The following is a 14,973-nucleotide window of genomic DNA, read 5'->3' on the forward strand; positions in this document are numbered from 1 at the left end:
AAGGTCACACATGTCCCCCTCGGCCACCGCTCAGGTCGACCCCGAGCAGCCTCCGGCTCCGCAGCAGCCGCACGGCGGCCTGGACCGCTACTTCAAGATCTCCGAGCGGGGGTCGTCGGTCGCGCGCGAGATTCGAGGCGGATTCGCCACGTTCTTCGCGATGGCCTACATCATCGTGCTCAACCCGATCATCCTCGGCAGCGCGAAGGACATGTACGGGCACCAGCTCGACGGCGGCCAGCTCGTTACCGCCACCGTGCTCACGGCCGCGTTCTCGACGCTCCTGATGGGCGTCATCGGCAATGTGCCGATCGCGCTCGCAGCGGGTCTCGGCGTCAACACCGTCGTCGCCCTCCAGCTCGCCCCCCGGATGAGCTGGGCGGACGCGATGGGCATGGTCGTCCTCGCGGGCATCGTCGTGATGCTGCTCGTCGCGACCGGCCTGCGCGAACGCGTGATGAACGCCGTACCGAAGTCGCTCCGCAAGGGCATCGCGATCGGTATCGGCCTCTTCATCCTGCTGATCGGCCTGGTCGACTCGGGCTTCGTCTCCCGCATCCCGGACGCCGCGCACACCACCGTGCCGCTCCAGCTCGGCAACGACGGTCACCTCAACGGCTGGCCGGTCCTGGTCTTCGTCCTCGGCACGCTGCTGACCCTCGCGCTGATCGTCCGCAAGGTGCCGGGCGCGATCCTGATCTCCATCGTCGCCATGACCCTCGTCGCGCTGTTCATCGACGCCGTGGCCGGCCTGCCGGCCGGTGCCTGGGGGCTGACCGTCCCGGAGTGGCCGGGCAATCCGGTGGCCTCCCCGGACTTCGGGCTGATCGGCGAGGTCAGCCTGTTCGGCGGCTTCGGGAAGGTCGGTTTCCTGACCGGCATCCTCTTCGTCTTCACCGTGCTGCTGTCCTGCTTCTTCGACGCGATGGGCACCATCCTCGGTGTCGGCGACGAGGCGAAGCTGATGGACAAGGACGGCCACTTCCCGGGCATCAACAAGGTTCTGTTCATCGACGGCGTCGCCGTCGCCGCGGGCGGCGTGAGCTCCTCCTCCGCATCGACCTGCTTCGTGGAGTCCACGGCGGGCGTCGGTGAAGGTGCCCGCACCGGACTCGCGAGCGTCGTGAGCGGTCTGCTCTTCACGGTGGCGCTGTTCCTCACGCCCCTGGCGACGATGGTTCCCTCGCAGGCCGCCACCCCGGCACTGGTCGCGGTCGGGTTCCTGATCCTCGCGGGCTCGGTACGGGATATCGACTGGAGCGACTACACGCTCGCGATCCCGGCGTTCCTCGCGATGCTGATGATGCCGCTCACCTACTCGATCACCAACGGCATCGGAATCGGCTTCATCGCCTTCTCCGTGCTGCGCCTGGTGGCGGGCCGCGGCCGCGAGGTCCCGGTGGCCATGTACGTGGTGTCGGCGGTCTTCGTCTTCTACTACGCGATGCCGGCGCTCGGCCTCACGTAGTCCCTTCCGGGAGCGTCCACCCCTACGGGGCGGATCTGCGTCATGTGACCCGGTCGGCCGGGCCCGCGTGACGGAGGTCCGCCCCGTAGAACTTTTGCGTCTCGTCGACGGCCGCGTTGAAGCGCTCGTCGAAATCGTTGCGGATGAGCGTCTGGACCACGTAGTCCTGGACGCTCATTCCGCGTCTGGCGGCGTGCTGGCGGAGCCGGTCGAGCAGCTCACTGTCTATGCGCAGGCTGAGCACTGTCGATCCCATGCAAAGCAGGGTCGCGGCACGTGTGGCCTTTTCGAGGCTCTTTCCGCCTCATACTCACTCGTTTGGGTGATCAATTGCTCGCGCGTGTACCACCGAGTGGTCTTTAGTGTAGCTAATGAGTTAGGCTAATAAACATGCCTGACCTGATCCACGACGGCGACAGTGCCGCCGCCGTGAGCTCCCTCCGCTCCGCCGTGATGCTGCTGGGCCGACGCCTGAAGCACCAGCGTGTCGACGAGTCGCTGAGCCCCACCGAGATGTCGGTGCTCGGCACTCTTGCCCGTTGCGGTTCAGCCACCCCCGGTGAGCTGGCCCGCAAGGAGCACGTGCAGCCGCCGTCGATGACCCGCATCGTCGCCCTGCTGGAAGCGAAGGGACTCGTCAGACTGGAACCGCACCCAGATGACCGTCGGCAGAAGATGGTCAGCCGGACCGAGCAGGCGGAAGCCATGCTCGCGGAGAGCCGCTCCAAGCGGAACGCCTGGCTGGCCGGACTCGCCGAGGGCCTGGACGAGGACGAGTGGGAGAAGCTGCGGGCCGCCGCGCCCGTGCTGGAGAAGCTCGCCCACCTCTGACCCCGCTCGGGCGCGCAGGCCGGCAGTCCGCAGCCTGCAGCGCCCGCCGTCACGTCCTCGTCAGTCCGTACGTCGTATACGCCCGAGGAGGCGAACCCTTTTGAGTACGGGATCCGGAGCAGACTCCGCCCCCGCACCGACTTCCACCCACGAGAGCAAGACCGGCGGGACCTTCTCGTCGCTGAAGATCCGTAACTACCGCCTGTTCGCCACGGGCGCCGTGATCTCCAACACCGGTACCTGGATGTCCCGCATCACGCAGGACTGGCTCGTCCTGAGCCTCACCGGGTCCGCAGCCGCCGTCGGTATCACCACGGCGCTCCAGTTCCTCCCGATGCTGCTCTTCGGCCTGTACGGCGGCGTCATCGCCGACCGGCTCCCGAAGCGGCGCCTGCTGCTCATCAGCCAGGCCGCGCTCGGCCTGTGCGGTATCGCACTCGCCGTGCTGACCCTCTCCGGCGTCGTCGAGGTCTGGCATGTCTATCTGATCGCGTTCCTGCTCGGCATGGTGACCGTCGTCGACAACCCGGCGCGCCAGTCGTTCGTCTCCGAGATGGTCGGCCCGGCGCAGCTGCGCAACGCGGTCAGTCTGAACTCGGCGAACTTCCAGTCCGCCCGGCTGATCGGCCCCGCTGTCGCCGGTGTCCTGATCACCACGGTCGGCAGCGGCTGGGCCTTCATGTTCAACGGCCTGTCGTTCCTCGCCCCGCTCGTCGGCCTGCTGATGATGCGTACGAGCGAGATGCACGCGTCGGTGACCGTGAAGCGCGCCAAGGGCCAGCTGCGGGAAGGCCTGCGCTACGTGTCGGGCCGCCCCGACCTGATCTGGCCCATCGTCCTGGTCGGCTTCGTCGGGACGTTCGGCTTCAACTTCCCGATCTTCCTGACCGCCTTCGCGGACGAGATCTTCCACGGCGGCGCCGGGATGTACTCGTTCTTCAACATCCTCATGGCGGCCGGCTCCCTGGCCGGAGCCCTGCTCGCCGCCCGCCGCCGCTCCTCGAGGCTGCGGATGCTGGTGGCCGCGGGCACGGCGTTCGGCCTTCTGGAGATTACGGCATCGCTCTCGCCGTCCGTCTGGCTGTTCGCCCTGCTGCTGGTCCCGATCGGAATGATCGGCCTGACGACCAACATCATCGCGAACACCAGCGTCCAGATGGCTGCCGACCCGGAGATGCGGGGCCGGGTGATGAGCCTCTACATGATGGTCTTCGCCGGTGGTACGCCGGTGGGCGCCCCGATCGTCGGCTGGATCAGCGACGCCCACGGGGTCAGGACCGGCATGGCGGCCGGCGGGGCACTCTCGATGACTGCCGCGATCGGCGTCGGCATCATGCTGGCCCGCGTCGGCGGTCTGCGCCTGAAGGTCGACCTGCGCCCGGGTCACCCGCATGTGCGGTTCGTCCCGCGCGAGCAGCTGGCGACGGCGGCCTGAGGGCCGCCGTGTGATGTGATGCGGCCCCGACCGGTACACCGGTCGGGGCCGCCTTGCGTACGGGCGGCGTGTCAGTCGCGGCCGAAGCCCCCGGTGGCGAGGGCGATGCCGACCCGCGTGCCCGTCAGGTCGATGCTGGTGCCGAGGACGGCGGTCGGCTCGATCCCGTACTCGCCGTCCCGGGGGTCCCGGAAGCGATGGCACTTGTCCTTCGGCGCGTCCTCCGCCAGCGCGAGCACGTCGTCCGCTCGTCGCTCGGTTCGGCCATCTCGATCCTGCCGGTGTCCACGACGGTCATCGTGCCGCACGGGTGCGGGCAGCCGTGCAGTCCGACGACAGGCCCGGTACCCAGGACACGTCGGGACGCTGGGACACTCGCCGCATGAGCAGCCAGAGACTCTTCGCCGCCATCCTGCCGCCCGCGCCCGCCGTGCGGGAGCTGACCACCGCGGTCGCCGCTCTGCACGCCCTGCCCGGCGCAGCGAATCTGCGCTGGACGGCTGTGGCGGGCTGGCACTACACCCTCGCCTTCCTCGCCGACGTGGAGGAGAAGCTGCTGCCGGACCTCTACAGCCGGCTGGGGCGGGCCGCGCACCGTACGGAGCCGTTCCCGCTGCGCATCCACGGCGGTGGCAGGTTCGACGGGCGGGCGCTGTGGGCGGGGGCCGCGGGCGGGCTCGACACGTTGCGGCTGCTGGCCGAGCGGGCCGACGCCGCCGCCCGCCGGGCCGGGGTGCCGATGGAGGAGCACCGCCGCTACACCCCGCACCTCACCCTCGCCCGCAGTCGCGTCCAGGCCGATCTGACCCCGTTCACCGCGGCGCTCAACGGCTTCGAGGGCATGCACTGGGAGGCCGGTGAGCTCAGTCTCGTACGCAGCAATCTGCCCGTGGACGGGGTGGTGGGGGAGCAGCCCCGGTACGAGGTGGTGCAGGCCTGGCCGCTGGGGCGGTGAGCGGGCCGGTTACGCTCGTCGGGTGGACCCGAAGACCAGAAACCGCATCATGGCGGCCGTGCTCGTACTGATGTTCGTCGTTGTCGCAGCGGCGGCCGCCCTCGGAGGCTGAGCCCGGCGAGGACGGCCGTACAGGAGCTGCGCCTACCAGGCGAAGTTCTCCGGCGACGGGCCCGGGCCGGGGAAGATCTCGTCCAGCGCGGTCAGCACCTCGTCCGACAGCTCCAGCTCCACCGCCCGCAGGGCGGAGTCGAGCTGCTCCCGTGTACGCGGACCGGAGATCGGACCGGTGATGCCGGGCCGGGTCAGCAGCCAGGCCAGGCCGGCCTCTCCGGGCTCCAGGCCGTGCTTCTCCAGCAGATCCTCGTACGCCTGGACCTGTGCCCGCACCTTCGGATCGGCGAGCGCCTCGGCGGACCGGCCCGAGGTGGACCGGGCGCCGCCGCCCTCGCGCTCCTTGCGGATCGCGCCGCCGAGCAGCCCGCCGTGCAGCGGCGACCACGGGATGACCCCGAGGCCGTACTCCTGGGAGGCCGGGATGACCTCCATCTCGGCGCCGCGCTCCATCAGGTTGTAGATGCACTGCTCGCTGACCAGGCCGTAGCTGCCCCGCTGCCGGGCCCTCTCGTTGGCCTGGGCGATCTTGTAACCCGAGAAGTTGGACGAGCCCGCGTAGAGGATCTTGCCCTGCTGGATCAGTACGTCGACGGCCTGCCAGATCTCGTCGATCGGGGTGTCCCGGTCGACGTGGTGGAACTGGTACAGGTCGATGTGGTCCGTCTGGAGGCGCTTGAGGCTGGCTTCGACACCCCGCCGGATGTTGACGGCGGACAGCTTGTCGTAGTTGGGCCACGGGGCGCCTTCGGCGGCCATGTTGCCGTAGACCTTGGTGGCGAGGACGACCTTGTCGCGACGTTCGCCGCCCTGCGCGAACCAGGTGCCGAGGATCTCCTCGGTGCGGCCCTTGTTCTCGCCCCATCCGTAGACGTTGGCGGTGTCGAAGAAGTTGACGCCCGCGTCCAGGGCGGCGTCCATGAGCGCGTGGCTGTCGCTCTCGTTGGTCTGGGGGCCGAAGTTCATCGTCCCGAGAACCAGGCGGCTGACTTTGAGTCCGGTGCGACCGAGCTGCGTGTACTTCATGAATCCCCACCCAACGCCTTCGAGCGCGCTCGAAGCAAGGGGGGATCTCAGCTCCGTGTCGCGAACCTGTCGAGCGCGTCCAGTGCCGCCCGCCTGGTCGCGGGGCCGCCCAGATGTCCCGCGCCGTCGATCACCGTCAGCTCCGCGTCCGGCCACGCCTTCGCCAGCTCCCAGGCGGTGATCAGCGGACCGCCCAGGTCGAAGCGGCCGTGCACCAGCACGCCGGGGATCCCGGCAAGCCGTCCCGCGTCCCGGATCAGCCGGCCCTCCTCCAGCCAGGCGCCGTGCGAGAAGTAGTGCGAACAGATCCGGACGAAGGCCTGCTGGGCACGGTCCGGCCGGCCGCTGTACGGGGACGGGCCGGTGTACGCCTCCTGGGACACCACCGCGTCCTCCCAGGCGCACCAGTCGGCCGTCGCCTTCGCCCGTACGTCCGGGTCGGGGCTCTCCATCCGGCGGGCGTACGCGGCGACGAGGCCGCCCGGCCCCTCCGCCTCCGGGACGCCTGCCCGGAACAGGTCCCAGGCTTCGGGGAAGATCTGGCCGGCGCCCCGGTACAGCCAGTCGATCTCGCTGCGCCGGGTCGTCGTCACCGCCGGGATCACGATTTCCGAGACCCGCTCCGGGTGCTGTCCGGCATACGCCAGGATCAGCGTGGAGCCCCAGGAACCCCCGTACAGCAGCCACTTCTCGATGCCGAGGTGGGCGCGCAGACGCTCCATGTCGGCGATCAGGTGGGGTGTCGTGTTGTGCCGCATGTCGGCGGCCGGGTCGCTCGCGTGCGGGGTGGAGCGGCCGCAGTTGCGCTGGTCGAAGAGGACGACCCGGTACAGGTCCGGGTCGAAGTACTGGCGGGCCCGGGGGCCGCACCCCGAGCCCGGACCGCCGTGGACGACGAGGGCGGGCTTGCCGGACGGGTTGCCGCAGACCTCCCAGTACACGAGGTTGCCGGCGCCGACGTCGAGCATGCCCTGGTCGTACGGCTCGGTCGGCGGGTACGTGTCGTCCGGCTCGCGGTTCACGGTCGCGTCCCCTCGGCTCGACGGCGGCAGCGTGCAAAGGGGATCAGCGTAGTCAGCCCTTGACGGCCACGTGGTACGCGGACGCCCAAAGGGTCGCCGCGGCGGCCAGTCCCACCACGGCCCGCACGCTCCCGTCGGACAAGCCGGCCGCGACGAGCGCGAGCCCGAAGACCGCTACTGCGCTGAGCACGCCTGCCGTCACCTTGTACTGCCCCTGGTCGTAGAGGCGGGCGAGCGGGAAGAAGTGCAGGCCCACCACCAGTGCGACGGCAGGCGGGATGAACGCGGGGTGGCCCGAGGCGTTGCACGCCGCTACGACTGCGAAGACTGCCGCGAGCTCGACGACGTTGACGATGCCGACCGAACGCGCCCAGTTGTCCGGCAGGTTCACCGAGCGGGGCGAGGGCGCGGCCCCCTTGCGGTAGGCGAGGGCGATCGCCGCGGCTGCGAGCGGCACGGCGGCGCTCTCGACGGCCAGGGCGGCAGCCGGCGACGCCAGTCCGGACGCGCCGGCGAAGGCCCAGACCACGGCGAACACCGACAGGACCACGGTGCCGCGGCGGCGCAGGGTCCGGGTGAGCGCCACACACTCGGCGTCCGAACCCCATGATGTCGAGGGCGTGGGCTGAATCATTCGGCCGAGAGTACAGCGGTCGTCGGCCCCGTTCGACGGTTTCGGCGGGGAGGGGGCACGCCTCCACTTGCGGAGGCGTGCCGTCCGCCCGGCCCCTTCCCACCAGCCGCTTTCAGGGCACCAGGACGAGCCGCCCCCGTACGCCGCCCTCCGCGAGGCGGCTGTACGCGTCGGTCGCCCGCTCCAGTGGGTAGGTACGTGCCACCCGGGGTGTCAGGACGCCCTCGTCGACCAGCTTCACCAGTTCGGCGAGCCTGGTGCCATCGGCCGCCACCTCCACGACCTGGACCCGGATGCCCCGCACACCCGCAGGGCCCGCGTGCGGGATGACGCCCACGTAGTCCCCGCCGTCGCGCACATGCGCCAGTGCGTCGGCGCCCAGCACGGCCGCGTCCAGCACCGCGTCGAACGGGCCTGCCGTCGCACCGCGTTCCACGAACCGGTCGGCGCCGAAGGACCGTACGAGCTCCTCGTCGGCCGTTCCGGCCACCCCGGCGACCGTGATCCCGGCCCGGTGGGCGAGCTGCACCGCGTAACCGCCGACCGCACCCGCCGCGCCCGTGACCAGCAGCGTGGACCCGGGGGCCAGGTCCAGCAGGTCCAGTGCCTGCGCGGCGGTCAGGGTGTTCAGCGGCACGGTCGCCGCATGGGCCGCGTCCACCGAGGCCGGGGCGGGCGCGACCGCCGAGCTGTCCACCACCACGTACGCGGCCTGGGCCTTGACCGGCGCCGGCCCGTACGCCAGCGCCACCACCTCGGTCCCGGCGGCGAACGGCACCCCCGCGCCCACCGCGTCGACGGTCCCCGCCACATCCCAGCCGAGCCCCAGCAGACCGCTCTCGGGCAGGGGGACGAGGACACCCGCGCCGTACGCCGCGTCCACCGGGTTGAGAGCCGCCGCCACCACCTTGATCCGCACCTGGCCCGGACCCGGCTCCGGCAGGGCGGTCTCCACGACCTCCACCACCTCGGGTCCGCCGAACGTCTTGACCACAACAGCACGCATATCGATCTCTCCCTGAATTCCCCGCGAACGGTGCGGGTTTCTCCCGCCCCACAAACCTAGGAAGAGTTACTCTCTTTTGGTAAGTACGTACTCCGGGGTGCGTAGGCCACCCACAGGTAGGACCGGAGGCAGCAGGCATGGCGACACGCACCGCGGCCCAGCGCCGCGAGGAAGCCCGATCCGCGTACGACGCCTTCCTCAGGGAGTGCCCGACCAACCAGCTGCTCGGGCGGCTCAGCGACAAGTGGGTCAGCCTCATCGTCAGCGCCCTGCGCCAGGGCCCGATGCGCTACAGCGACCTCGGCCGCAGGATCGCCGGCGTGAGCCAGAAGATGCTGACCCAGTCGCTGCGTTCACTGGAGCGCGACGGCCTCGTCACACGCACCGTGACGCCGTCCGTGCCCGTCCGCGTCGACTACGAGCTGACGGAGCTCGGGCACAGCCTGAGCGAACTGCTGTCCGCGGTGAAGACCTGGGCGGAGACCCATTTCGACCAGGTCCACGAAGCCCGCGAGCAGTACGACGAGGAGGCCGCGGCGTGAACGCGACCCCTCGGGTGCTTGCCGTACTGGAGGACCTCCTCGCCTCCGCCGCCCCCGGCGAACGTGGCGCCCTGTGGCATCTCGCCGAGCAGGGGCGGGAGCTGGACGCCAACTTCGTACGCCTGCCGCCGAACGCCGGAGTGGGCGAGCACCAGGAGGACGTCCTGGACGTGCTCCTGGTCGTCCTCGCGGGCCGCGGCAGCCTGCGTACGGGCGGCGACACCCTGGACCTCGCCCCGACCACGGTCACGTGGCTGCCCCGCACCTCCCGCCGCGCCCTGGAGGCGGGGCCGGAGGGGCTGACGTATCTGACGGTGCACCGCCGCCGCCCGGGGCTGACGATCAAGCCCGCCGTCAAGGCGCCCGCGGTGGACGAGGGCGGCGAGGGCCCGTGCATGCTGGACCTGGTCTGCCCGGAGTGCGGGCGGCTGTCGGCGGACCGGAATCCCAGGTTCTGCAGTGCCTGCGGGGAGCCGTACCCGGAGCGTTGACGCGCGCGGGGGACCGGGAGATCCGTGTTCCGGCCCGCGACCGGCAACCCCGAGAAGAACCAGGCGATCCTGAAAATCTCGCCCGGCAAGCAGGGCAGCAACGCGGCGTACAACTACGTCGAAGAGCTGGAGAAGAAGAACGGCAGCTGGACGCACGAGTGTCATCGGATGTCCTCGATGCATCGGTGATGCAGGGCTCACCCACCCTGCACGGGGCGGCACGGGGCGGAACCACACCCCCGTGAGCCTCACCTCCGCAGGGTGAGGCCGAAGTACAGCCGGGCTCGCATACTCGAAGGCATGAACGGAAACGGGCAGCTTTCCGACTTCCTCCAGGCACGCAGGGCCCAACTGCGCCCGGAGGACATCGGGCTGAAGACGTACGGCGAACGGCGCCGGGTCCCCGGACTGCGCCGGGAGGAGCTCGCGATGCTGGCCGGCATCAGCGCGCCCTACTACTCCCGGCTCGAGCAGGGACAGTCCCGCAACGCCTCGCCGGAGATCCTCGACGCCATTGCCGCCGCGCTCCGGCTGGACGAGTCCGAGCGGGTGCACCTGCACGCGCTGGCGCGCACTCCGCGGCGCAGCCGGTCAGCCGCGCAGCCCCGGGCGGAGCGCATGACACCGGCCACGGCGGCGATGCTGGAGGCGGTGGGGGACACTCCTGCCATCGCCCTCGACCGCCGCGGCTCCGTACTCGGGTGGAACCCGACGGGCCACGCGCTGTTCGCCTGCCATCTGGACCCCACCGGTCCTGCCGACCCGGCGCAGCGCCCGAACATGACGAAGCTGGTGTTCCTCGACGCGCACACCCGCGAGCTCTACGCGGACTGGCCGGCCAAGGCGAGAGCGGTGGTGGGCAGCCTGCGCATGACGGCAGGCCGGTACCCCGACGATCCGGGGCTCGCCTCGCTGATCGGTGAACTGACCATGCGCAGCACCGCCTTCGCCCGGCTGTGGGCCCGCCATCGGATCATGCCCTGCGATGCGGCGGACTACGAGATGCATCATCCGCTGGTCGGCACGCTGACGGTCAATCAGCAGACGCTGCAGAGCCCCGGAGGCGAGGGTCCGCGCATCGTCGTCGCCACGGCTCCGCCGGACTCCCCCGCGCGTACGGCCCTGGCGCTCCTCGCCCGGACCACGGTGACGCGACACCCGTCGGCCGCAGCGGGCGCGACCCCTGAGCGCACCGCCTGAACCGTTCGTGCCTCCTGCACCACGCCGGCGCCCGAACCGCCAGGACGGCAGACCGGCGGCCTGTGACATGCCGCTGATGGCGCAATGGAACGCCTGGGATTGTCCGGCGGGTCACGCTGTGGTCGGTCGGCCACGGTCGTGTCGGGAGCCTTCGGGGGTGTTCGGTGCGGCCGGCGTCGTCGGGCCGCTGGTGCACAAAGAGGCGAGGGGCGTCGTGAAGCACTCCGGGATCGACTACGAGGCGGTGTTCCAGGCCTTGCCGGGCGCGGTGGCCCTGCTCACCACCGACCTGGTGTACGCCGACACCAACGAGGCGTATGTGCAGACGTCGGGCCGCACCCGTGACCAGATGATCGGCCGCTACCTGTTCGATGTGTTCCCCGACAACCCCAACGATCCCGCCGCGACCGGCAGGCGCAACCTTCAGGGGTCGCTGCTGCGGGTGGCTGCCACCGGGGAACGCGACGCCATGGCGCTGCAGCGGTACGACGTCGAGTGCCCCGACCGGCCCGGCCGGTGGGAGGAGCGGTACTGGAGCCCGGTCAACGCCCCGGTCCTCGGTCCGGACGGGCGGGTGGCGCTGCTGCTGCACCGGGTGGAAGAGGTCACCGAACTGATCCGCGCCCGTGGCGGCCGGGACGGCGGGGACCGGACCAGGGTGCTGGAGGCCGAGCTGTACACCCGTGCCCGGGAGCTGCAGGAAGTCAACGAGCGGCTGCGCCGGGCCCACGCCCGCGAACGCGAAGTCGCCCTGAGCCTGCAGGCCGCGATGCTGCCCGCGCCCGGACCGCTCGGCCGACGCCGGGGCGCTGTGCGCTATCGGCCCGCAGTCGGGTCCCTGAACGTGTGCGGAGACTGGTACGACCTGGCCGAACTGCCCGGCGGCCGCTTCGGGGTCGCGGTCGGCGACGTCGTCGGCCACGGCCTGGCCGCGGCGTGCATCATGGGACAGCTCCGCAGTGCACTCAGCGCAGCCGTACGTGTGGCCGACGGCCCCGCGGCCGCCCTCGACGCACTCGGCCTCTACGCCCGCTCGGTCGACGGCGCCGAGTCCACCACCGCTCTGCAGACGGTGATCGACTGCAACAGTCGCACCGTCGTCTACAGCAGCGCCGGTCACCCCCCGCCCGCCCTGCTCCATGCCGACGGCACCGTCGAGTTCCTCGACCGGGCCACCGACCCGCCGCTCGGCGCCCGCCTCGAACACGTTCCAAGAGTCCAGGCCGAAGCCGCCTTCTCCGAAGGTGCCACCCTCGTTCTCTACACCGACGGACTCATCGAACGCCGCCGCGAAGACATCGACACCGGCCTTCACCGGCTCGCCGAGTGCCTCGGCCGTCACGGCCGGGCCGATGCGGACACCCTCGCCGACACCCTGCTGGCAGAACTGATTCCACCGGGCGGCAACACGGACGACACCGCCCTGGTCGTCATCCGTCTGTGACCGTGCACCCAGCCGCTCGAACCGGCCCATCCGCAGATCCCTGGAAGGCCCGGATCGCAGCAGCCTTCCGCACCACGCCTCAGCCGAGGCCCCCGTTGCTCTTCAGCAGCTGCCCGTTGACCCACTGGCCCTGCGGGGAGCACAGGAAGTCCACCAGGTGCGCGGTGTCCTGCGGGGTGCCGAGGCGGCCGAGCGGGGTGGCCCCGGTGAGCGCCTCCTGCGTCTCGGAGGACATCCAACCCGTGTCCACCGGACCGGGGTTGACGGTGTTGGCGGTCACGCCGAGGTGGGCGAGCTCGCGGGCGGCGGCCAGGGTGATGCGGTCCAGGGCGCCCTTGCTCGCTCCGTAGGGCAGGTTGCCGACCGTGTGGTCGCTGGTGAGGGCGACGATCCGGCCGGTGCCGGGCGTGGCGCGGAAGCGCAGCCCGTACTCGCGGATCAGCAGCCAGGTGGCGCGGGCGTTCACGGCGAAGTGCCGGTCGAAACTCTCGAGGGTGGTGTCGAGCAGACCGGAGTCGACGGACTCGCAGTGGCACATCACGAGGGCGGTGACGGGACCCATCCGGCGCTCCGCCTCGTCGTAGATACGCGAGGGGGCGTCCGGATCCGCGAGGTCCGCCTCGATCGCCGCGGTGGCTGCCCCGCGTGCGGCGAGCTCCTCGGCGATCACGTCGGCGGCTCCGCTCTCGGCGCCCCAGACCATGCGCCGGTCGTACGGTGTCCAGTAGGTGTAGGCGATGTCCCAGCCCGACGCCGCCAGTTGCCGGGCTATACCCGCGCCGATGCCGACGGTGCGGCCCACGCCGGTGATCAGCGCGAGCGGGCGGGCGGTGACCTGGTTCTCGTCAGTGTTCGTCACAGGGGGGAATGATCAGGGAGGGCCGCGCGCGGGGCAACCGCCTTTTGGCCCCGAGCGCCCGAACCCGGCCACGCGGCCGCGTGACCGGGGCCGGTTTCAAGCCAGGGAGAGGAACAGCTTCTCGAGGCGGGCGCGCATGTGGTCCTTGTCGGTGCTCGTCCGCCCGTCCTCGGTCAGGCACCACTCGAGGCCGGTGGCGATGATCGCGAAACCGGCCCGGTCCAGGGCGCGGGACGCGGCGGCGAGCTGGGTGATCACGTCCTCGCAGTCCCGGCCCTCCTCGATCATCCTGATGATCCCGGCGATCTGGCCCTGGGCCCGGCGCAGCCGGTTGAGTACCGACTTCAGCTCGTCGGCCGCCATCTCCAGCTCCATGCTTCATCCTCCGCTCCATACCCCCAGGGGTATTTTAGGTGAGGGGATGCCGATAATCCGCCATCAGCCGGCAGGCTTCTCCCACACCGAGACGTGCCGGCCGCTCTCGTTCGTGAACGGCTCCCGCGCCCAGCCCTCCCACCGATCGCGCAGCTGCAGTCCGGCGAGCTGCGCCATCAGGTCGAGCTCCGCGGGCCACACGTAACGGAACGGGATGGACCGGTACTCGCCGCGGCCGTCCTCGACACGGACGTAGTTCGAGCTCACCGCCTGCGTGGCGACGTCGTAGGAGTCGAACGCCCACCGTGTCGGGCTCACGTGGAACGGTACGACACTCTGCCCGGCAGGCAGTTTCCTCAGCTCGGGCACCATGACCTCGATGACGAAGGTACCCCCGGGCGCGAGGTGCGCGGCGACGTTGCGGAAGCAGTTCACCTGGGCCTGCTGTGTCGTCAGATTCATGATCGTGTTGAAGACCAGGTACGTGACGGAGAACGTCCCGTCCACCTTCGTCGTCGCGAAGTCGCCGATCGTCACACCGATGGATTCCGCGTCGCCGCCGGGCTTCTCCCGCATCCGCGCCACCATCGCCCGCGACATGTCGATCCCGTGGACCGTGACCCCACGCTCCGACAACGGCAGGGCGATACGCCCCGTCCCGATGCCGAGCTCGAGTGCCCGCCCGCCGCCGGCGAGCCCCGCCAGGAAGCCGGCTGCCGCGTTGACGGCCTCCGGCCGGAACATCTCGTCCGCCGGATCGTCGTACGTCGCGGCGACCCGGTCGCCGAAGTAACCGTTGTCGTCATCCATCGCGCGACCGTACTGCGGGGCATCGCCCGTGCCCACCGAATTTCGGGGCCGGGCTCAGATCCTTGTCGGCTGTGGCATGCGCGGGCCCGGCCCGGATCGAACGATCCCGGGACGGGCCCGCGTTTCGCCTGCGGGTCAGCTCGGCTCAGCTCGACGTACCGGCGAACATGCCGGGCTCGTACGAGCCCCCCGGGTTGTGCACGATCACGCTCATCCGGGTGGCCGCGTTGATCAGGGAGACCAGGCAGACCAGCGTACCGACCTCGTCGTCGTCGAAGTGCTTGCGCACCTCGGCCCAGGTCTCGTCGGACACGCCGTGGTCGCCGAGCCGGGTGCCTTCCTCGGCGAGCGCCAGCGCGGCCCGCTCGGCCTCGGTGAACACAGTGCTGTGCCGCCAGGTGGCGACCAGGTTGAGCCGGAGCGCGGATTCACCCGCGGCCGCGGCCTCCTTGGCGTGGGCATCGACGCAGAAACCGCAGCCGTTGATCTGGCCGACCCGCAGCTGCACCAGTTCCTGCAGGGCCTTCGGCAATGTCGACCCTTGCAGGGCCGACGAGGTGGTGGCGAACCGCTTGGCGACCTTCGCGGCGGTCGGGCTGTCGAACAGGTTGAAACGGGGTTCCATGACGTCGTCCTCACTCGTGGTGTCGTGTGCTGCTGCGCTGGATGAACACAAGATGCCGACGGCCCGATCCTTGTGACGGCGCGGCGATGTGGCGTGCGTCACCGGTCGCGGGTGTCACAAAGCAGTGGGGGCCGGC

19 protein-coding genes are annotated in these 14,973 nt (G+C 70.7%); 9 read left to right on the top strand and 10 right to left on the bottom strand.

Features of this window, described 5'->3' with window-relative positions; all coding sequences use genetic code 11:
* The first annotated feature begins 10 nt into the window (after window positions 1-10).
* Window positions 11-1,468 (top strand): NCS2 family permease, encoded by a 1,458-nt coding sequence (locus ACFWBQ_RS18665; RefSeq protein WP_385489799.1) that lies wholly within the window; start codon window positions 11-13, stop codon window positions 1,466-1,468.
* A 40-nt stretch (window positions 1,469-1,508) separates the two neighbouring features.
* Here the strand turns inward: ACFWBQ_RS18665 and ACFWBQ_RS18670 are convergent, their stop codons facing one another.
* Entirely contained in the window at window positions 1,509-1,724 is a 216-nt protein-coding gene (locus ACFWBQ_RS18670; protein ID WP_385489802.1) for a ribbon-helix-helix protein, CopG family, read from the bottom strand.
* A gap of 134 nt (window positions 1,725-1,858) precedes the next feature.
* Between ACFWBQ_RS18670 and ACFWBQ_RS18675 the strand changes: the two genes are divergently transcribed.
* Complete coding sequence (locus ACFWBQ_RS18675; protein WP_329231488.1) at window positions 1,859-2,299, top strand: MarR family transcriptional regulator; 441 nt, start codon at window positions 1,859-1,861, stop codon at window positions 2,297-2,299.
* A 100-nt stretch (window positions 2,300-2,399) separates the two neighbouring features.
* A complete protein-coding gene (locus tag ACFWBQ_RS18680) occupies window positions 2,400-3,734 on the top strand; it encodes an MFS transporter (RefSeq protein WP_385489805.1) in 1,335 nt (444 codons plus the stop codon).
* Between the two features lie 71 nt (window positions 3,735-3,805).
* On the opposite strand, the gene ACFWBQ_RS18685 is transcribed toward ACFWBQ_RS18680, so the two are convergent.
* Complete coding sequence (locus tag ACFWBQ_RS18685; RefSeq protein ID WP_385489806.1) at window positions 3,806-3,973, bottom strand: hypothetical protein; 168 nt, start codon at window positions 3,971-3,973, stop codon at window positions 3,806-3,808.
* Between the two features lie 143 nt (window positions 3,974-4,116).
* Between ACFWBQ_RS18685 and thpR the strand changes: the two genes are divergently transcribed.
* Window positions 4,117-4,689: an RNA 2',3'-cyclic phosphodiesterase gene (thpR, locus tag ACFWBQ_RS18690; protein ID WP_385489809.1), complete on the top strand. Its 573-nt coding sequence runs from the start codon at window positions 4,117-4,119 to the stop codon at window positions 4,687-4,689.
* Window positions 4,690-4,833: 144 nt separating this feature from the next.
* On the opposite strand, the gene ACFWBQ_RS18695 is transcribed toward thpR, so the two are convergent.
* The 4 genes from ACFWBQ_RS18695 to ACFWBQ_RS18710 form a co-directional block, all read right to left on the bottom strand.
* A complete protein-coding gene (locus tag ACFWBQ_RS18695; RefSeq protein ID WP_385489811.1) occupies window positions 4,834-5,829 on the bottom strand; it encodes an aldo/keto reductase in 996 nt (331 codons plus the stop codon).
* A gap of 47 nt (window positions 5,830-5,876) precedes the next feature.
* Window positions 5,877-6,851: a prolyl aminopeptidase gene (gene pip, locus ACFWBQ_RS18700; protein WP_385489814.1), complete on the bottom strand. Its 975-nt coding sequence runs from the start codon at window positions 6,849-6,851 to the stop codon at window positions 5,877-5,879.
* A gap of 52 nt (window positions 6,852-6,903) precedes the next feature.
* Window positions 6,904-7,485: a hypothetical protein gene (locus ACFWBQ_RS18705; RefSeq protein WP_385489816.1), complete on the bottom strand. Its 582-nt coding sequence runs from the start codon at window positions 7,483-7,485 to the stop codon at window positions 6,904-6,906.
* A gap of 112 nt (window positions 7,486-7,597) precedes the next feature.
* Window positions 7,598-8,491, bottom strand: coding sequence for an NADP-dependent oxidoreductase (locus tag ACFWBQ_RS18710; protein ID WP_385489819.1), 894 nt, complete (start codon window positions 8,489-8,491; stop codon window positions 7,598-7,600).
* Window positions 8,492-8,628: 137 nt separating this feature from the next.
* Here ACFWBQ_RS18710 and ACFWBQ_RS18715 point away from each other — a divergent pair, with 137 nt between their 5' ends.
* The 5 genes from ACFWBQ_RS18715 to ACFWBQ_RS18735 all read left to right on the top strand — a co-directional run bounded on the left by ACFWBQ_RS18715 (window position 8,629) and on the right by ACFWBQ_RS18735 (window position 12,168).
* Window positions 8,629-9,033 carry a winged helix-turn-helix transcriptional regulator gene (locus tag ACFWBQ_RS18715; protein ID WP_385489822.1) on the top strand — a complete coding sequence of 135 codons (405 nt, stop codon included), beginning with the start codon at window positions 8,629-8,631 and terminating at the stop codon, window positions 9,031-9,033.
* Window positions 9,030-9,524, top strand: coding sequence for a hypothetical protein (locus tag ACFWBQ_RS18720; protein WP_385489824.1), 495 nt, complete (start codon window positions 9,030-9,032; stop codon window positions 9,522-9,524). The genes ACFWBQ_RS18715 and ACFWBQ_RS18720 overlap by 4 nt, the downstream gene beginning before the upstream one ends.
* A 24-nt stretch (window positions 9,525-9,548) precedes the next feature.
* The gene (locus ACFWBQ_RS18725; protein WP_385489826.1) at window positions 9,549-9,713 is read left to right on the top strand and encodes a hypothetical protein; all 165 of its coding nucleotides are present in this window, start codon (window positions 9,549-9,551) and stop codon (window positions 9,711-9,713) included.
* A 111-nt stretch (window positions 9,714-9,824) separates the two neighbouring features.
* Window positions 9,825-10,724, top strand: coding sequence for a helix-turn-helix domain-containing protein (locus ACFWBQ_RS18730; RefSeq protein ID WP_385489828.1), 900 nt, complete (start codon window positions 9,825-9,827; stop codon window positions 10,722-10,724).
* 214 nt (window positions 10,725-10,938) lie between these two features.
* Window positions 10,939-12,168, top strand: a complete 1,230-nt coding sequence (locus tag ACFWBQ_RS18735; RefSeq protein WP_385489916.1) for a PP2C family protein-serine/threonine phosphatase — start codon at window positions 10,939-10,941, stop codon at window positions 12,166-12,168.
* A 79-nt stretch (window positions 12,169-12,247) separates the two neighbouring features.
* Here the strand turns inward: ACFWBQ_RS18735 and ACFWBQ_RS18740 are convergent, their stop codons facing one another.
* The 4 genes from ACFWBQ_RS18740 to ACFWBQ_RS18755 all read right to left on the bottom strand — a co-directional run bounded on the left by ACFWBQ_RS18740 (window position 12,248) and on the right by ACFWBQ_RS18755 (window position 14,837).
* Window positions 12,248-13,027: an SDR family oxidoreductase gene (locus ACFWBQ_RS18740; protein ID WP_385489831.1), complete on the bottom strand. Its 780-nt coding sequence runs from the start codon at window positions 13,025-13,027 to the stop codon at window positions 12,248-12,250.
* Between the two features lie 96 nt (window positions 13,028-13,123).
* Window positions 13,124-13,402: a metal-sensitive transcriptional regulator gene (locus ACFWBQ_RS18745; RefSeq protein WP_385489834.1), complete on the bottom strand. Its 279-nt coding sequence runs from the start codon at window positions 13,400-13,402 to the stop codon at window positions 13,124-13,126.
* Between the two features lie 63 nt (window positions 13,403-13,465).
* The gene (locus tag ACFWBQ_RS18750; protein ID WP_385489837.1) at window positions 13,466-14,212 is read right to left on the bottom strand and encodes a class I SAM-dependent DNA methyltransferase; all 747 of its coding nucleotides are present in this window, start codon (window positions 14,210-14,212) and stop codon (window positions 13,466-13,468) included.
* Window positions 14,213-14,357: 145 nt separating this feature from the next.
* Window positions 14,358-14,837, bottom strand: coding sequence for a carboxymuconolactone decarboxylase family protein (locus tag ACFWBQ_RS18755; RefSeq protein ID WP_385489840.1), 480 nt, complete (start codon window positions 14,835-14,837; stop codon window positions 14,358-14,360).
* Window positions 14,838-14,973 lie beyond the last annotated feature (136 nt).

This window comes from Streptomyces sp. NPDC060035, from assembly GCF_042736635.1.
Classification (GTDB): Bacteria; Actinomycetota; Actinomycetes; order Streptomycetales; family Streptomycetaceae; genus Streptomyces.